This window comes from Chlamydia muridarum str. Nigg, assembly GCF_000006685.1.
GTDB lineage: Bacteria > Chlamydiota > Chlamydiia > Chlamydiales > Chlamydiaceae > Chlamydia > Chlamydia muridarum.
The window spans coordinates 516099-536460 of record NC_002620.2 but is presented as its reverse complement, the minus strand read 5'-3'; the positions used below and the strand labels follow the sequence as shown (position 1 = coordinate 536460).

The window sequence follows — 20362 nt, the reverse complement described above, 5'->3', positions numbered from 1 at the left end:
TAAGGTCTGATAATATTTATTATGTTGAATTAGCATATGCCAAATCAAGAAGGTATTAAAGCTTTTGCGCGCGCTCAAGGATTATCATCGGTTCAATCGTTCTCCTCCAGGAATAATAATGATGTTCTTATCCGTTCGCAATTTACGTTCTTCTTCTGTTGTCAGATCTAAAACAACATAGATTTGTTTCTTATCATAATCAGATTCATCTACTCCTCGAACAATAAATGTGGTTTCCTTATCGATATCAAGCAACATATCTCCAGTAACATTTCGCAGTTTAACATGATTGGCTAGTTTCGAAACGCTGTAGTAAATATAGAATCCTTTATCCACTACAGGTTGGAATAGATCATTTTGTGTCGTAATTAGTGAGAAACTCAAAGTTTTTGCAGTATCAGCTTCTACTTTAATTAAGGAACCTACACGGATTTTATTTTTTACCCAGCTAGGAAGGATTGTTCGATAATATCCTACCGCGTAGTTCAACACATCATTTGGAATATTCCACGTTGGATTAGAAGAGTCTAAGTTCATACAAACTTCTAACAAATAGCTATCTAAAGTTTTTGCTCGCTTAGATAGTGTCGCACGATCACGCAGATCCCACAGCATATAATTGATAGAGCTATAATGCTGCTTCGCTATTCTTGGGTCATAGTGTGTCACCTGATTGTTTGTTGGGATTACAATACTTGCCCGAGATGAGATGTGTTCTTTGGCAATAGTCCCATTTAACGCGCCTGGGAAGTCAATCTCTAAATGCCGTAATTCGGGGCCTACAAATGTTAAAGCTGTTCCAGTAGATGCGATAAGTTCTAAATGAGATCCAGAAAGAACTAATTTTTGGAAATCTAGCCAGTGGCGTTTGTATTTTTTAAATTTGATAAGAAATGCTCTACTTTGTGAAGGTTGCGCAATTATCTTTGTTAAATACAAATCTCCTGTGGAAGGGTCTAAATAATAAGAGTTTTCGAGAATCGTTGTCTCAGGTAAACGATATTCCTGCATTGATGGATCGATGAATTTTAACCCTTCGCTTCGTTGTTTAGATGTGACTAAGCTCTCTTTACTGAAAGTATGGGTATAGATTGCAAGAGACAAGGCTTCTTTTCCTTGAGGATAAATAAGCCGATGGGTTGCTAGATCTTTTTGCAACTCAACAATATTTTTTGAAGAGCTAAACTCTTGAACGATAATTGCGAGATCTAAGGTTTCCTCCCCTAGGATGAGTTCTAAATGATTCCGATACGATGAATGAATTAGTGTATTTGGATTTTCAGCTAGCATAGGTTTAACTTCTCGCTCTAAGGTTCCATGTAATATCCCCTGCAAGCTCTCTTCGAAAAAGTTCTTGAATACCAATCTAATTGCACCAATACCACTTCGCTCTCGAACATAGAAAAATTTCAATGCGAGATCTCTATTTTGGATGGAAACGCGTTTCTGCGCATACATGAGCAGTCTAGATAACATTGGAGTCTCTTCCGAAATATGATAACGCAAGAAATTTTGCAGATTAAGAGTTGTTGCAAATACTTGGATTTCATCATACAGAGACCATTTATCACGTTTAATAATAGTTAAAGGTTTATCTGTAGCTTTAAGGAATGTTTCCTCCAGCACACTGTAGAATAAAATATTTTTACTCTTAGTTCCCTCTTCCTCTTTAAACGAAAGATTTTTGATCGTATGTGCTGGGACAGATAACAATTTAGAAAAATGACCACTCGCGCTATTTTCCGATTTAGATCCTTTAATTTGACCAGATTGGAGTATTCCTAAAACTTTTAGACTCAAATCTCCCCTGTTTTCTACTCCAAGCATATGGGTTGTTTGATTGTGGTGTGACATTAATGTCGCTGTGTTATTTAGACTTAAAACACCTTCAATACGTTCAGGGATAATCATGTCGTGTTGGTACAATGTTACCCATTTTCCTACACTCTTTTGCAAAATTGTAAACCAATCCCCTAGTTCAAACCGCAAGCGAGGTAGAACTTGAATAATCGTTTGAGCAGGGAAAGTGTAATGATGCCTTCTCCAACTGACAGAAAAAGGAAATGCATATCTTGCAGAAGAGACTTGAAAGTTTATAAACCCTCCTGGATAGAGGAACCCTTGGATAGAAGTTGGAACAAGTGTGCTTAAGTCAATAATTTGTGGTAACCCCGAATCTTCGAATAACAAAATATCGAGTGTTTTGGCGGTCACACCTGGTGAAGAGAATAGAATATAAGAACAGCCAACGTTACCATAAACTTGTGTATTATAAGAATCTGTAGCCTGAATAGATATACTTGAGTGTGGATCAGGTCTATAAATAAGACTTTTCTGCGTTGTTTCGTATTGTGCTGTGCCTCCCTGTAAAAAGATCCTTACTCGAGAAGCTAACGACCATTGCAGTTTTAATAACCAAGATAAAATATCTTCTACAAATCCTCTATCTTCTGGATAGCTCTTTTGCCATAGCGTTTGATCAAAGGAAGCCACCTCTAATAAACTACCGCTAAAGCCTTGCTTAGAAGCTTGTAAAGACACCCCGTCTTTCAAATTCACAGTATAAGGGGCTGTTTTATTGCTATAATTAAAAACATGAATGCTAACATTTGCAAATCGTTCAACTATTAAACTTAAATTATTAGCAGGAGAGAAATCTGCTAAAAGCATCTCTACAGAAGCCTTATGCTCTATAGCATTAGAAGTAAAATCAAAACCAAGGCTACGTGTTAAAGATGGAATGTTATACCAGTTCTTACCGGATCCTGAGGTGACATGTCCTCCTCCGGTGCTTAGATAAAATTTTGTATTGTGATTGCCTGTTAAATTATCACTACCTCCTGAAGATCCAACAATAGTATCAAACCCAGTTTGACGTACTTTAAGTATCTTTAAGGCTGTTCCATTTTGTTTGGTGAGAGGCACCTCTTGTTCCAATCGGCTAAGATCAAACGTTACAGAAAGATATCCAGGTATTGCTCGGAAAGAGAGGATATTCCCTTTTCCTGGCTGTGCTGTTAACTTGTAATAACCTGCTCCTCCTATCTGTACAGTAAGTCCTCCTTTCCCTCCCTCAATAATGATCTGATAGTTCTTATAAGAAGCCGCGTTCTTCTCGCGTTCCAGAGACTCCTCTTCTAATAAACGTACAGGAATCACTGATAGTGGCGTATCTCCTGCTAGTACTGTTGCACACTCCTTTTCCGCTGTTAATGGCTCTACATAGTATCGAGAGTCAAACTGCATCACAGCTTCTCTCCAAACCATTTCATTAGACAAGTAGACAACTTCTGTAACCGCTTTATATTGAATGCCATATCCTAGAATTACTGTGCGATATACACCTTTATCAATACTAGGCATAGATAGTGGCCAAAAACTATTAGCGTGTCCTCTGGCTAACGCATAAGATGGACTGCTTCGATAGGCATAACCTAATCTTTCTCGAACTTGCCAATCAGACCATCCAGGCTTATTCCCAAACCACCGATTTGCATTATAAGAGCGATCGCCTGTAAGCAGAGGTGGGTAAACCCTTAAATTCAGCACAATGTTCCCAAGTACTAAATTCTCAGATAAATCTATAAGCCCTTTATGAGGGAATGCGGCAACTGTATGTTTTGATCCATTATCAAGAAAACTCTTGTACTTGAGCCATTGAGAGTGCCGCTCTTCTTTTCTGGCAACATTACGAGCAATGGATGCTGCCCCCATCCCTATGGCAGCAATGGGGCCTGCTGCCATCATAAGTGCTGGAGAAACAACCGAAGCTATAGTGATTCCTAAAGAGATTGAATCAAAAGCTACTTGTACTCTAGCAGCAACCTGGTCACTCCAAGAATCAGCATGTAATAACTCGTTCACACTATTATAGAGGTTCCATGTTCCAATTGCACTTTCTAATATGGGGAGTTCTAATACATGCGCTACTCTGGTTAACGTCTTACCAACAGTTCCTCCAACTCGTGCTCCCACTTTGTGTAGTTGACGAGCTAATTCTGTTTCTAAACGGAAAGTATTAAGCCCCTCCTGAGTGAGCAGTTTTTTACCCAGAGCCTGAATTACATTCCCTATAGAGACCTCGAGAGCTATTTTAAGATTCATCACTAAATTAGCAACTGCTAAAGCATCTTTTCCTTGTCCTGCTTCTACTAAACGGACATACTGAACTAAAGAGACGACAGTCATTCCTAAGTCTAAATCAAGCACTCCAGTTCCAATAACTTCGTGCATCGATGCGCTAAATTTTCTAAAGGATCCAGCTAAACTTTCTATGCCAACAGTAATACTTTTTTTCTGAGAACGCTGTTTATCTTTAATCACTGTGAAGTCTATCGTTGCGCTATCAGATTCATCAACTAGTTGGACTCTGTCTATAGAAATTTTGTCTGAGTCTTGTACCCCAGAATTTTTAAACAATTTAAAAATTCTTTCTCCTAGGCTTTGTAAAATAGTGTGCATTCGAGAGGTTTTTGTTTTCACCGCTTGTAATAGCGAGACGTGGTCTATTGCGGTCTCTACAATAGAACTTGGACTAATAAGGGTAGTGCCTGGCTCAAGGCCATGTGTTTTGAGCAGAGATTGTATTAACTCCACCAAGTCACTATCTAGAACAGTTCTTGTTAAAAATTCCTCTAGAATATCCCCATTAATTTTTAAAAAATTTAAATCCGATTCCCGTGTTCTACTATCAATACGTTTACCTTGAACAGTCCCCCCAATCTTATAAAGAGTGGCCCAATCCGTGTGACGTTGATTCATCGTAATAGGGCCTCTGACGGTCATCTCTTCTAACGTTGTCGTAAAATAGCGACTAGTAAAGCCAAGATCTGAGGAAGCAAAAACTGCATTTTGCAATTCTGAAGTCTCTAAAGAGTGGACTTTGAGTTGGCTAGTTACAGACTTTTCCTTATCAAATCCATAACGCTCCAAAACAGCTGGGGATACTTGAACCATCCTTTCTAAAAAAGTAATAGCAGCTTCTAATGAAGGAAAGTCTGTATGGCCATAGTTTGGATCTGTTACTCTAAAAAAATTCCCCATTAAAGAAAGAACAAGACTATGCGCAGGCGTAGTAATTAACCAACTTTTTACAGTTGAAGAAGCAAAGTGCTTCATTAATTGAGGGATATCCCAGTCTAAGGTATGGAAAAATCCCTCTGTTTGAAGTTGTTGATTTCCTTTGAACTGTAACCACTCAATTAAAGAAAGCCCCTTATTTAAAAATTTCTGATCAGCTGGAGTTAAAGGGATATTTCTTCTGTTTTGCTCATCAAATAACGAAGCTAAAGTCATCAGATTTTGTTGTAATAATCTGTAGGATACAGAGTCATCTGCTAACATATACAGTAAAGCAAGCCCCATACAGCGACCTTCTGTGTCATATAAAAATGTTTGCGGATGAACACTAAGGTCCTCAGCTCCAAAACGATTAGCAAGATCGTTCCATTTATCCGCATGATTTTCATAAAATTCTGGCCAGGATAATACTGTATATTTCGCTTGCTCAACAATAGACTGTATGGAAGGAACTGTATGAGGTAACAAGAAAAAATCTTTCCTTAATCCAACAGCATCGTAACTCTGAGCACGAATAGCTGTTGCTCCTTCCATAACGATAGCTGAAGGTCGTCCAAACTCTACTTCTCTTGATAGAACTCTGCTTGTTCCGGGCATCCTTCCTGTAAGTAAAGCCAGAGATGCTTCGCTAAAAGAAGAAAAACCTGTAAGAGCCTTATGGGCGTCTATTAGGGATATCTGAGCTTTTTTCCGGGATAAAGCAAGTAGCACATCAATTTTTGATTCATTGATAAAATAGGCGCCTCCATAGGTTTGTAATCTCTCTTTTAGTATTTCATGGGTTAATCGACCACTTTGGATATCTTTCGTAATTAAGAACAAACCATACAAATAACTAGTCATAGCATAGCTAGCAGAATTAGGAACTCCAGGTGCTATGCTTGTTAAAACGCGATCGGATACCTTCCCCTCCTCCGTGGAAAATCGCAATCCTAAAGCGCTGACGCTTCCATCAATAGGCGGAATAAGCAAATCATGTGTTGTATAACCTTCTAGTTTTTCATGTAGTTTCTGTGGTAATTTTTGTTTTGCCTGTTCAGAAGTTACGCTGTTAGTCTCTTTAGATAACCAATCATAGACCATCTGTAACGTATAGTGTAGCTCACCAAAATCTTCTCCCAAAGATTGTTTCATAGCGTCAATTAGCTGTTTAGATGGAGGAGGAAATATAGGATCAGTAGTAATAATCCCTGAAACACCGTCACTCGCTAAAAGATACTTCGTAATCACAGAAATGTCCTCAAAAGCGTAACCATCTTTCATCAGATCTTGATAAAACGGTTTATGAGCAAAATAAGTATCTATGTCTTGAGCTTGAACGCGCTGACTTTCTTGAAAAACTGTGATTAGTTCTTGGATTTTTTTTGCTGGATCCTTTACGCGCTCCTGATGTCTTTTCTCATAGAGTTCTTCAAACCATGTTTTATGTTGTTGTTGAGAGTCTTCTCTTTCCTCCTCTTGAAACGTTTCTTTTAAAATCTTAAGAAACTTTGATTTTCTTTCTTCTTTGGATAATTTTAACCACTCTCCTAAAGAATGCTCTACATGAGAGTAGAGTCCTGAATTAACTTGTTCTTCTATTTTCAATAGTTGTTTATGAAGCTCTGGTTCCTCTGCAATATCTACCATCAGTTCAAAGAAATCTTCTTGATCAAACTCAGTAAGCACCCCAAGATGAGATTGAGTTTTATATTTTAGATAACTGGTTATAAGTGATGGATCATGATCAGACATTAAGGATTTTGCTGCTGCAACTCGTTCTGCAACAGCAAGCAAATCTTTTCCAAAAACAATTTGAGTATGAGTAGAACTGTACCAAATAACCACTTCTGTTTGGGGATGACTGTGAAGATATAATTGGATTGCTTTCTTCCAATCTGCTTCGAAATGTGCTTGTGCTTCAGGCAAGATATGTACCTGATTACGTATAGGGAAAGGAATCGCACGAATCATTTCAGCTAATTGTAACTGTAAAGAAAATACAGCTACAGATGCTACAGGGTCTTTTTGAACTTTTGTAAAAAGGTGTTGGATATCTCGATCAAGAGCCGATAAAGTATGAATATCTAACGCAGATGATTCTATCAGTAAGTTAAAGCGTGGTAAAAGATCCGCGAAATCACTAGAAAGGATTCCCTGAGCTTCCTTACTCCATAATTTAGAGAAATCATTCGGGTTTACTCTTTCTCGACGAATACCCTTAGGGTGTTCGTCTGAGGATATAGAGTCCGATAAAAGAAGCTCAGCGGCACAATGCTGTCGAGTTTCACACCAGGTGCTTGCATCAGCAGGAGTAACGTCATTAGCTCCAATGGATAAAGGATGGAGCCAATCATAGGTAAGTTCTCCTTTCGGAGTTTTTTGTGCTTGATAAGCTCCAAGGAAAGCTGCTTTTCCTAATTTCCCTTCATATAAAAAATCTTCTCCAACTGGTCCAAGATTTGTAAAATAATCGCTCATGGTATCCATGATGATATCGGGACCTGAAATTCCTAAGGTACTAATAGCTCCTGGAATCACTGAATCTTGACGAAAATCGAAAAAAAGACTGCCCCCAAGATAATTTTTCGCTAAATAGCCGCCGATATTCTTTTCACGATTTACATGTTCAAGATCTCCAAGAGAACGAAAAAATTCTCCACTAACAACATTCTGACGAAGTGCACGCATCTCATCATAGGCCGCTCGCTGGCGAGCAATAACAGCATCGACAACAGCACTATCTTTATGAGCCATCATTAAACCATTTAATCCCCGAACATTCCATCCTGTTTGCCACTTATGATAACGTTGTAAAATAGGCATGAAATCACGGACGACGGTAACATCCATCGGTTGGAAAAGTGATTTTTTTGCTTGCGTTTCCGTTTCTAGATATTTAAAAATTTCAGAAATTTGACTCTTATCCTGAAGAGTAAATGTGGGGAGAGTCATAGCTTTTTTAGCCTCTTCAAAGGAAACAGTTGTTTGCTTACCGCTTCCTAATTTTAGAGCTGCAAAAGAAAGAGTCCGCCGTAACTTATCATGCTCAAAAAACCTACTCCCACCAACATCCATAATTTTTTGCAAAACATCCTGAGAGTATTGTGGCATAATATCTAGGTCTGTATAAATCCCCCCATATTCTTTAAGCATGTACATACGAAGCTGGTCGGTAGCCGCTGCATAATTCCATCGGAGTAACATTTCTGTTTCATAGTTGTAGCTATTAGTAAGATCTTGTAAAGACTTCAAATCTCGGATGTCTTTGATAACTACTCTCTCCCGTCCAGTAGAGTCATTAATCTCTTTTACAAGTTTTTCAATAGACTCTTTGTTGCGTTTGATAGTTTCTTTATAGTGAGATAGATCCTCTTCTTTTACTTTCAAAACTTTCTCAAGATACTCTATACGTGTCTCATCTGTTATTGCACCTACTCCTTTGAGCTGGCAGTAGTTAAAAAAGCTATCTTGAATAGTGATCATTTCATGCAATAGCAAAACATCAAAGTTACTTTGAATCTCCTTACTAAATTTATTGTAATTATCGTATAGCTCAACTAACTGCTCAGATAACCGCTGTTTTTCATCAAAATCTCGCGAAGTATCGTATGATTTTTTTAGCTTATCATAACGTTGAACAAACTGCTTGACAGGCTCTGGAGTAGCCTCTCGTAAGGAATTAACTGCTGCATCAAAAGCAATTCGTTTAAGAGTAGAAGAGAATTTTGCTGCGCCATAAGCTGTTTTATCCACCCAAAAAAGGAAGGAAAACTCTGGATAAGTGTGAAGGAACAATTTAATATATTCATCGGTCCCTTCTGGCGGTGAACCTGCAATCCAAATTCCGTGAATATTTTTCTCTACAGGTACGCGGTGGGAGGTAAATTCCTTCTTAATAGTCGTCATTACAGAATTGGAAGCTCGTTCCTCTGTAGATTTAGTCTGTGAAAGAATTTCATCTAGAATTTTGGCTTGCCTAACAAGAAGGGATTGTCCTTTCCGGGAATTTTTCCGATTAAGATCACTATATCGATTAATTGCTTCTTTGAGATTGCTAATCAGATTATCGTGCTTAATTTGTTGTTCTTGTGTTAAAGAGAGTTTTTCAAGAATATTTTCAGCGGTCAAATCATAAGTATTTGTGGCTTGAACTGGATCATCGTTTGATCGTTTTTTTCTTCTAGGGATTGCTCTAGAAATTTTAGAGGAAGAAAAAGACTTTCTCAAAGGAGGAGATTTCTTCGAAAAAATCTCTTTTAAAGAAGAGCGAGAAGAAACTACTTTGGATGATTTGGTCAGTTGGGTTTCCTTAGAAGAGTCTTGATTCTTAAAGATGACTTTTTGAGGTTGCACAGGCTGAATAGTTGTAGGGAATAGATTTGCAACCAGCATCGATAAATTATAAAGCAAAGAAATCTTCCAGTTTCCAGTATGGTTAGATGGAGATGCCGAGAAATTAACCTGTTTTGATGTGGTAAGATTCGCATATTCTTGCTGAATACGACGTCCTATAGCAACTACATCTTCTGTAGAATGATTATTATGAATCTGTTCATCATAGATTTGGAAATCTATATTCCTATTGCTTTGAGCAACAGGGTGAGTTTGATTGGATAAAGTATGGTTAAGTTGCGTAGACTTAGGTGAAACTGTGGAAGAGGCTGTATTCGAAAGAGTCATAGTACACAATGCTTGTTCCAAGAGAAAACGGCTTATTACTCTCCATGATGACTATAAAGAATAGGAAGATCAGAATAATTGTATATTTTTTTTTAAAAACTTGCCTTGTTAGCTGAATTGAAAGCAAGTGTTCATCACGTGTAGACACACTGCAACTGACAAAACAGGATCCCATACACACAAATACAAGACTACAGATACAAGTTTTGGCAGAAGAGACTGCTAAGCGTACTCAGAAGGTAGAAGATCCAATGTGTTCCATCCCCCCCTTTTTTTTATTCCTCGCAAAAAAAATTTTTCTTTTTTTACAGGGGGGGGGGTAGCTATGTACAATCAAAAGGATGTCAACAAAGCCCTTACAGGGATGCTTCGAGCTATAGTTGAAAGAGAATAGTGCTTGTTTATGAAATACAGCATAGCTATAAAAATGCCTTAATGATTCCTTTTTGTTTCTATAATTTAAAAAAGATCTTGATTTTTAGAAAAAGTGGGTACTATCAAACTATACATGTCAAAAGCTGAACAATGCTTGGCTAACTGCTTCGGAGAGCTATAACTTGATTGTTTTAAGCAGTAGTTTTGGTGCATAATTTTTTAGTATTTCGACTGTTCTCCTCCGGGAATGACAATGACATTTTTATCTGCTCGTAATTTACGCTCTTCTTCTGTTGCTAAATCTAAAACAACATAAATTTTTCTATTATCATAATCACTTTCATCCACGGCTTTGACCGTCAATACTACATCTTCTTTGATATCACAAAGCATATCTCCAGGAAATTGCTTAGGAATCACTTTCCCTTGTAATCCATAGATACTATAAAAGACTTGGAATCCTTGTTTTCTTTGACGCGCGAAATATTCGCTCTGTGTTGTAATTAACGATACTTGAATGCTGCCAGCAGGCAACTGAATCAAATAGCCTTTTTTCAAGGATTGTTTCACCCAATGACTTACCCATGCCCGATAATAGGCTAAGGCAAAGTCTAAGAGTTTCGGAGGAATTGCCCAATTAAGGTTCTTGTCTTTAGATGTGCAAGCGTCTAGCAGATAGATGTCATAAGCCTTTGCTCTATCCGATTCCCCTTTTGCTCTATCCCGCAGATTCCAAATCATAGATTCTGAATAGCTGTAGAATTTCTTTGCAAGAGATGGATTATACAGCACAACTTGATCATTTGTTGGGAATACGACACTCGATCTAGATGAAACTCTATCAGGGAAAGAACGATCAGCAATAACTCTCGAAAGATCTATTTCCATATACAGAATCTCAGGCCCAACAAACATAACGCCTGTCCCTGAAGATCCTAAAGCTTGTGATGTACGAGAATGGGTTCCAAAAATAAAAATGTTCTGAAACTCTAACCAGTTCAATTTGAATTTGGGGAGTCTCAATGAGAAAGCTCTTTCTACTGGGTTTGTCAGAGCTATACAGGTTATATATAAATCCCCACTCACAGGATCCATGTAATAATAGTGCTCTGCCATTGTTGGGAATGGCAATTGATAAGCTTTTATTGTTTTATCTAAAAACTGTAGTTTCCCTCCACCAGCACTATCTTTCTGGGGATCAATTGTATAAGTTAGAACAATAGGATTTTTTGGTAGATGCGAAGGCTCTTGTAATTCATGTGTTGTTGGGTCGCGCAACATTTCAATAATATGCGAAGTATCACTAATCTCTTGAATGTATTGTGTTAAATCATACTCTCCTTCCCCTAAGAAGAATTTCAAGTGATCTTTATATGAAGGATTTATGATTGAGTATAACGGCGTGGTAGATTTAGCTTCTTTCCCCAAAGTTTTTTCTGTTCCGAAACTATCCTTAAATAGGTCTTTAAATACCAATTGAATGGCGCCAATTCCAGTTCCAGAACGAATAAAGAAGAACTTCAGAACAAAATCTCTACCATAAATATATGCAAGGTTCTGCGCATACATTAAGTATCTGTTTAACGCATCTGTCGCGGTAGTTACATTATATACTTGGAATTTTTCTAATTTTAGTGTTGTTGCATGTACGTGGATCTTATCATATTGTGACCAGACATGGAAATCAATTGGCGTACCACTTCTTACCTCTAGAGTTTTGGGCTCAAGATAGCTACGGAATAGCAACCTCCCTCTGAACACAAAATATTTAATGGACTTGGCTGGAACAGTAATATCGAACTCAACTAGGTTAGGTTGCAACGTATACCAGTGGCGATTTTCTATAGTATGTGTGATAAAGCCTGCATAAAGTTGTCCATGTACTTTGCGATTGATACTGTCTCTATTTTCTACCCCTAGAATATGCTCATTCTTTCTTTCTAGATGGCGCACCATCACCGTTACGGTATTATTCAAACTCAATACACTGACCAGACTTTTTGGAATCAACATACTATTGTGGAATAGCGTGTGCCATTCAGAAGTATTTGTGTTTAACTTGTCATACCATTCTCCTAACGTTGGAGAGTGATTTGGCATCACATCAAATCGGGTGTTTCTAGGCAAAACATGAGACCCCCAACTTATCTGTAAAGGAAGTGTGTAGCGAGGAGAAGAAATTTCCAAATCAATAGAGGGCCCATTTACAGTTTGGCTGGTCATTCTCCCCCGTACAAAAGTCGGAACAAGAGAACTTAAATCAACTGTTTGTGAATGCCCTAGATCATCTGCTAACGACAATTTCACTGTAGAAAGATTAACCCAGGGAGACTCTGAGAATATGTACGTATCGCCGATAGAGCCGTTTACATAAGTATGATATCCTGGTTGAGGATGAAGATCTAGTTCAGCAAAAGGTTTTGGATGGTAGATCAATTTTTGATCACGATAATAAAAATCTGCGGTTCCTTCACGTTGTAAAACGGTAACCTTAGGAGCTAGCCACCAACAAAATTTTTTCAACCAATTAAAAATATTTTCTATGTAAGAAGGCTCTTCAGGTAAACGATTTGACCAAATAGTTTGATCTACCGAATGCACCCCTAAAGTCACTATTGTATTAGTAGTTGCTAACGAAAAATTTTGGTCCTCTGAAGATTTATTTAAGGCAAAAAGAGTAATCCCATCTGCCATTTTTACAGTAAATTTATTTACCCATTGTTCAAAGGAAGGGCTCGCATCAAAATTTGAAACAAATATCCCTGAATTGTTATTTCCTTCTCCTCTAGGAATAAGAGTGAGATTTGTACCAAGAGATTGCCAATTATATGAATAGTCATCCATCAAAAGAAGATGCTCAGCAGAGTTCTTGGCAAGAATAATATCTAATCTTCCTTTAAGTTTAGGGATGTGATACCAGTTCTTCCCTAAACCTGAAAAAATTTTCCCTCCTCCAGAACTTATATAGAAGTGAGTATCTTTCTCTCCAGTTAGTATATCATACCCTTCAGCAGATCCTGCAATCACACTGAATCCTGTCTGCTGGATTTTTAAAGCCTCTATCTTAGTGCCATTGGGACGCATCATAGGAACGTTTTGCATGGCATGATTAGATAAATTAAAACATACCCCCAAAGGAGGTGGTATTGCTCGAAAAGAGATAGTATTTTTTGCAGAAACATCTCCTGTTAGAGTATACGTCCCTCCACCACCTATTTGAACTGTTAAGCCACCTTTTCCTCCAACGAGTTTAATTTTATAGTCTTTATAAGCAAGGTTTTGACTAATTCTGGCCGGAGTATCTTCGTCCAAAAGACGCAACATGATTACATTTAAAGGCGTATTTCCGGCTATAATTGTTGCGCTTTTTCCTTCTTCAACTAAAGGAGGTATATAATAGCGCGATGTAGGATCCATTACTGCATCTCGCCATGCAACCTGATTAGAAAGATAAACGATCTCCGTATACACTTTGTATTGGATACCATATCCTAAATAAACAGTTTCATAAACCCCTTTAGCAATATGTGGGATCTCTCTAGGCCATCTAGTATTAGCGTGTCCCTTTGCTAAAGCTCTTTCTGGACTGCTTCGATATCCATATCCCAAACGATTTCGAACTTGCCTGTCTGACCAATCCCCAACGTGTCCAATTAGCGAATCATAATTACGAGAAACATCCCCTTTTAAAAGAGGTGGATTCTGACTTAAATCAAGATATAAATTCCCTAATACTCGGTTCCCTGATAAATCTAAAAGGTGACTCTCCGGGTAAGCCTTAACAACAAGTTTGGCTGCTGAATCTAAAAACTGTTTATATTCTACCCAAGCGTAATGACGCTCTTCCTTTCTTGCTACGTTTCTTGCTATAGAAGCCGCTCCCATTCCAATGGCAGCTATTGGTCCAACAGCTAACATGGCTAAAGGAGCTAAAGCAGAAGAAAGTGTTAGGGCTAATGTAATGACATCAAAGGATATCTGTACTTTAGCCGCCACTCTATCACTATAAGAATCTGCATGTAAAAGGTCTTCTACACTAGAAACTAATCCCCAAACCCCGGCTATCGTTTCTAAAACTGGAAGTTCTAAAACTCTAGCAACCGATCCTAAAGCTTTCCCTACCGTTCCTCCTACACGAGTTCCAACTTTTTGTATTTGCCGAGCTAATAAAGTTTCTGTTCGAAATCCATCTATTCCAGCTGGAGTAATAAATTGTTTTTGTAGTGCCTGAATGACCGTTCCGACAGTCATCTCTGTAAGTTCTTTTACATCTAGAATAAGATTAAAGAGTGCCTCAGGAGAAGACCCTTTCCCAGCATCCACTAATCGAGCGTATTGGATTAATGAAAGCACCGAAAGGCCTAACTCAACGTCCATTACCCCAGTGTTTGCCAGTTCGTTTAAACTTTTCCCAAAATTTTGAAAAGCATCTCTTAGAGATTTTATTTTCACAGAAATCGTATAAGAGGAAGTTTTTTTTGGTGTATCTTGTTTTTCCAAGACAATAGCAGCTTCTCCTGAAGGTTCTACTGTTACTGATTTTACTGATACCTTGTCAGAATCCTTTAACCCCTTACCATGAATTTTTGTTGCCAATTCTCGTAAAAGCACTTGGATAACATCTTTAAAATGGCTCAGTCTTTCTCTAGATGCCTGTAACAAAGAAGCTACATCATTAGGAGTTTCGACAATAGCTCCACTACTGACTAAACGAGTCCCTGCAACAAAAGGTAATGTTTCTACTAAGGTTCTACCTAATGCAACTCCTCGTTCATCAAGAACATTTTTAGATAAAAAGCTAGTTAAAAGGTCTCCGTTTATTTGTGTTTTATCAAGATCACTTTCTTTAGTTCTTTCATCAATGCGGTTACCATTTAGAGTCAATCCCATTGCAAATAGAGTTGCCCAAGTTGTTCGGATTCCTGAAAAAGAAGCCTCTCCTCTGACTATCATGCGATCTAATGTAGTCATTTGATAACCGGTTACTAATCCTGCATCCGTAGGAATATTCCAAGCATTACGAGCTTCAATACTATCTGGAACATATACTTTGAGTTGCTGGGGAACGGAGACACCTTCCTTTATTCCATATTGAGCACGAACATCTGAAGAGATCTGAACCATATATTCCAAAAAGTAGAGGGCAGATTCTAAAGAAGGAAAATCTACGTGTCCAAAATTGGGATCTGTTACTCGAAATGCCCCATCAAAAAAGTGGAGAGTGACTGCATGTGAAGGCGTGGTCACCAATACACCAGGAACAGAAGATTTTTCAAAAAGTTTAGTTAAAGAGGGAATATCCCAATCCACAGTAGAGAAAATACCCCCTGCTTGCAATTCACTATTCCCTCGATGTTGTAACCATTCGATAAGAGCGAGCCCACGATCTAAAAATCTATTATCTTCTCGGGATAACGGAAGCTTTTCTCTTTCACGTTCTAAAAATAATGCTGATAAAGTGGATAGATTGTCTTGCAAAATCCCATAAGCAGCTATATTTTCAGCGGCTAAAAACAAATAAGAAAGGCCCATACAACGCCCTTCCGTATCATAGATAAACGTCTGAGGATGGGTTCGCAATGACTCAGCTCCTAATCGAAAAGCTAAATCTCCCCAAATTCCCGAATAACGTTCATAAAACTTTGTCCACGAAAAGGTATCATACTTAACACGATCTATAATCGTATGAATAGATGGTACTTCCGATGGTGTAGAAAATACATCTTTTCTCCCCCCTATTCCGGAAAAATCATAGGTACTAAGTCCTATAGGATCTGTCATAGAAGTTGCTAAAGGAAGCCCAAAATCTCGATCTCGTAGCATGATGTGTCCAAGGCCTGGCAATGGACCAGTAAGAAGATAAGAGGGAGCCTGTCCTAAATTATCGAGATCAGCTAATCCCTTTTGTACCTCTGTTAAAGAGAGATGATATCTTAGTTCCGAGAACTGCACTAACAAAGCAGCTCTATCGGCATGATACAAGGATTCTGCTCCTTTTTTCTGCAAAATATTCTTAACGGTTTCTACAGTTTGTAACTCCCCATTCACAATTTTTTGCTGAAGTTCAAAAATAGCCTCCATATATCGAGCCATTGAGTAAGAAGATGGATTGAAAAATCCACTACCTATAGAGGCCATAACACTATCAGACTCTAAACCAACTTCCGTGGAAAAACGCATCCCCAAAGCTGATACGGACGTATCTATAGGAGGTGTCAGAAGATGCTCTGGGGCTATATTTTTAAGCTCTTTTTGCAAATTTTCAGGGAATTGCTTGAATAACTTATTAGTTCGTTCAGAATTAGGTTCTTCTAAAATCCAATCATAAACAGTTGGTAGAGCATCTTGGAGTGTTGCAAAATCGCCTCCCAATGTCTTTTTTAAAAGATCGACCAGCTGCTTTGATGGGGCTGGGAAAATAGCTTTTGAAGAAAAAATCCCAGAAATTCCCGCATCGGCTACCATGAAACGTAGAATATTCGCGAAATCTGCAAAGGGATAGCCCTTTTTAATCATGGACTGAAATAGTTCATTTCTTGATAGAAGCTGATCGGAGTCTTTTAAAATAACCCTTGAATTGTCACCTGAATTTTTAATGAGATCTTGCAGCTTCTTCTTCGGTTCTTGCAACCATTTCTGTTCTGCCTGATCGTACAAGGTTTCTAGCCAATTTTTATGATCCTTCTTATCTTGCTTGGAATTTTTAATGGCATCCTTTTCGAGCTCTTTCAATAAATTTAGTATTTGCTGTCGTCGTTGTTGCTCTGGAAGAGAAAACCATTTCGATACTTGACTTTCTAAAGCTCGAAATACATATCCTGACGAAATTTCTGCTTCTATTTGGCTAATTACAGAAAATAACGTGGGATTTTCTGCGATTTGCGTTGTGATCTCAAGAAAAGTCATTTGCTCTGCTTCAGATAGCAAGCCAAGACTATCCTTAGCCTTATGTTGTTCGTATTGTTTCAAAAGTTCTGCATATTCTGAGAAATTTTTCTTTTGATCTCCTTGTTGATCTTCACCTTCAGAAGAGTCTTTTTCTTGCTGCTTCCCTTTCTTGTCCCGCTCCTTTTTTTCTAAAGCTTTTCTTGCTTTTGCAGCTTCTTCTGGATTTAACAGATTATAAATGGCAACCCTTCTCTCTGAAATCGCTAATAGCTCTTTAAAGAATAAGCTTAAATTTTGCTGAGAGCTGTGCCATAAGACTACTGTAGTTGTAGAAGATGTTTTCAAAAAGAGCTTGATGGCTTTTACGTAATCGCTATCAAGCTCTTTTTGAATTTGAGGGAAGAAATGAACATGATTCGTAACCGGATATGGAGCAAAACGCAATAAATGAGCTAACTGTAACTGCAGAGAAAATAGGGAGGCTTTAGCAATGTTATCATCTTGAATAGCTGACTGAGTTACATAAATCTTCTGATCCAACTCTGAAAGTTTTAGGATATCAACAGTTTTTTCTGTAATAAAACGATTGAAACTTTCCAATAATCCAGGAGGAAGTTTTTTCTTGCTTTCTTCTTTCCATAAAGAAGTAAACGTACTGGTATCTATCTTTGTACGAGTTACTCCTTGAAGTTTATTTGTACTTAACTTTGTTGATGAATCAGAAAAGAGCAACTCGGCCACACATCGTTTTTTACTACCACACCAAGTGCTCTCGTCAGCCGGAGTTACGTCATTGCTACCTACGGTCAGTGGATTCATCCAATCGAAGGTATATTTTCTGGGATCAGAAGGATCTAATGGAATTTTTTTATAAGAACCTAAAAAGGCCATATCTCCAAGTTTTTTCCCTCTAGGAGTTAAAAAATCGCGTCCTAGAGGTCCCCAATCTTTAAACAATTCCACAAGCTTTTGCGCTACAAGATCAGGCCCTGTTATACCTAACGTACTCACAGCTTCCGGCATAATCGAATCTTGTCGGTAATCAAAAAAAAGACTCTTCGCTAAATAGTCTGAGACAAGATGGCCACCAATGAGATCTTTATGTTGTCTATGCGTTAGATCTTCTAAAGAACGGAAAAACTCTCCTGAAAGGACTTCTTGTCTCATTGCCGCTAGTTCCTGATAAGCATCTTGCTGCCCTTTAATCACATGAGAAACCGCAGCACTTCCTTTATGAGAAACCATTAGTCCATTTAAGCCTCGAACAAACCAACCTAGCTCAGGATAGTAATGATAACGCCTTAAAATAGGCATCGTATCTCTCACAATATCCATATTCATTGGCTGAAAGAAACTTTTAGCTTTTCCTAGTTTAGAACTATTTTGAGTATCTTTTTTTACAAAAAATTCTAACTCTTTAAATAATTCTCCTAATTTTGTTTTGTCTTCTTCAGTTAAGCGAGAGATATCTATGTCCTTTCCAATATCCTCTATAGAGACCGTTGTTGTTTCCCCCACGGCTAGTTTTAAAACTGCATCAGAAATAGCCCGTCTAGAAGTCATATCTTCAAACATACGGTCGCCAACACTATGTTTCTTTATAACTTCTAATACCTCTTGAGAAAAAGCTGGCATCATATCCAAATCCGTATACAGTCCTCCATACTCTTCAAGCATATACATACGGACCTGATCTGTTGCTGCCGCGTAGTTCCAACGAAGGAACATCTCCATTTCATAATTGTAGATATTTTGGGAGTGCTTCATGGAATTAAGTTCTTTAATATCCTTAATGTGGACCCGAGCACTTCCAAGCTGCTCATTTAATTTTTTAACAACAGAAGCAATCTTCTCCTTGTTACTTTCCTTAAGTTTTCTGTATTCTTCTATCTCCTCTTTAGAAAACTTCAATTCTTTTTCCAAATACTCCATACGAGTTTCATCGGAAATGTTGCCCACACCCTTTAACAAACAGTAATTAAAAAAGTTATCTTGAGTGATTACTACGTTCTTAAGAAACAGGACGTCGAATCGTCCACGAACTTCATCAGAGACTGTTTTATATTTTTCTAAAAGCGATTGAAGATCTTGGAGATATTCATTTTTTTTCTTTGTAGAATGGGTTTGTGCAATTCTTTGCTCGTATTTTTTCTTTAAATCGTCATACTCTTTAACAAAGACTTTTGTTGATTCTTCTGTAGAATCTCGTAATTCCTGAATAGCTACGTCAAAAGCCATTCTTTTCAAAATTCCGGAAAATTTAGCTGCCCCATAAGCGTTACTATCTACCCAAAAGTAAAAAGAATAGTCTGGATAGGTATCTAAGAATACCCTCATATACTGTTCTATGCCCTCTGGAGGAGCTCCAGCAATCCATATCCCATGAATAATTTTATCAACTGGTACAAGGTGCCCGCTAAACTCTGCTTTGATGATGTCAGCAACATCTTTTATAAAAGATACTTTAGACTTTTCTTCAGTTTTCTTCTCATTGCCCTTTTTATCTGAGACTGCAGGAGAAATCTTCTCTTGGATTTCCTCCACTAGCTTGGCTTGCCTAATTAGTAAAGACTGCCCCTCACTAGAGTTTTTTTCGATCAGGGCATTGTAATTAGTAATAGCTTTTCTAAGCTTATTTAATAGCTCCTTAACAGAAGTTTGCTGTTCAGAAGAGAGCCCTAGTTTTTCCGCTATGTTTTTATATGTAAGATCATACTTATTGACAGACGGCTCATTCTTTATTTCTTTATTCTTTTCTACATCACGCCTTTTCCTAGATAAAACAGGTTTCTCCAAAGAAATATTACGAAGGGATTCCCCAGAGGATTTTTTATCTGGTGTGTGGTTATGAATGTTTACTGAACGAGTAACAATTACAGACTTTCTCTTACGGGGCGAGACTGACCGTGTCGTATGTGGTGGTTGGACTTTCGTATCTTTAGAAGTGAAGCGATTTCTTTTTTCTACTGAGGAGTTAGTTGAAAATGGTGAGCTTCTAGTAGAATTAACTCGGATGGGTTGTATAGTCGAAGGAAAAAGATTTGCTATCACCTGGGCCAGGTTATAGATAAAAGCTGTTTTCCAATTTCCGGTATGGTAAGCAGGAGAGGTTGTAAAAGGAACTTGAGTTCCTTCTGTCATATTGTAAAACTTACGTTGTAACTGTTCCCCAATTTTAATCACATCTTCTGTTGTATGATTCGTAAAATTTCGGGCGTCATCATATACAGTAATTTGTTGGAAGAATTCTACAGAACTTCCGTTATTAAGAGTTGTAGCCGGTTGCAATGACGCAGAAGTATTTTCTTTCGATGCAACAATTGAACCGGAAACAGGCATGATTCACCTTCACTATAGA

At 38.0% G+C, this 20362-nt stretch carries 2 protein-coding genes; both read right to left on the bottom strand.

All coding sequences use genetic code 11. The features are described from left to right. Positions 1 to 84: 84 nt before the first annotated feature. A complete protein-coding gene (locus TC_RS02190) occupies positions 85 to 9741 on the bottom strand; it encodes a LifA/Efa1-related large cytotoxin (protein WP_010230453.1) in 9657 nt (3218 codons plus the stop codon). A 594-nt stretch (positions 9742 to 10335) separates the two neighbouring features. Continuing rightward, entirely contained in the window at positions 10336 to 20343 is a 10008-nt protein-coding gene (locus TC_RS02185; protein WP_010230448.1) for a LifA/Efa1-related large cytotoxin, read from the bottom strand. Positions 20344 to 20362 lie beyond the last annotated feature (19 nt).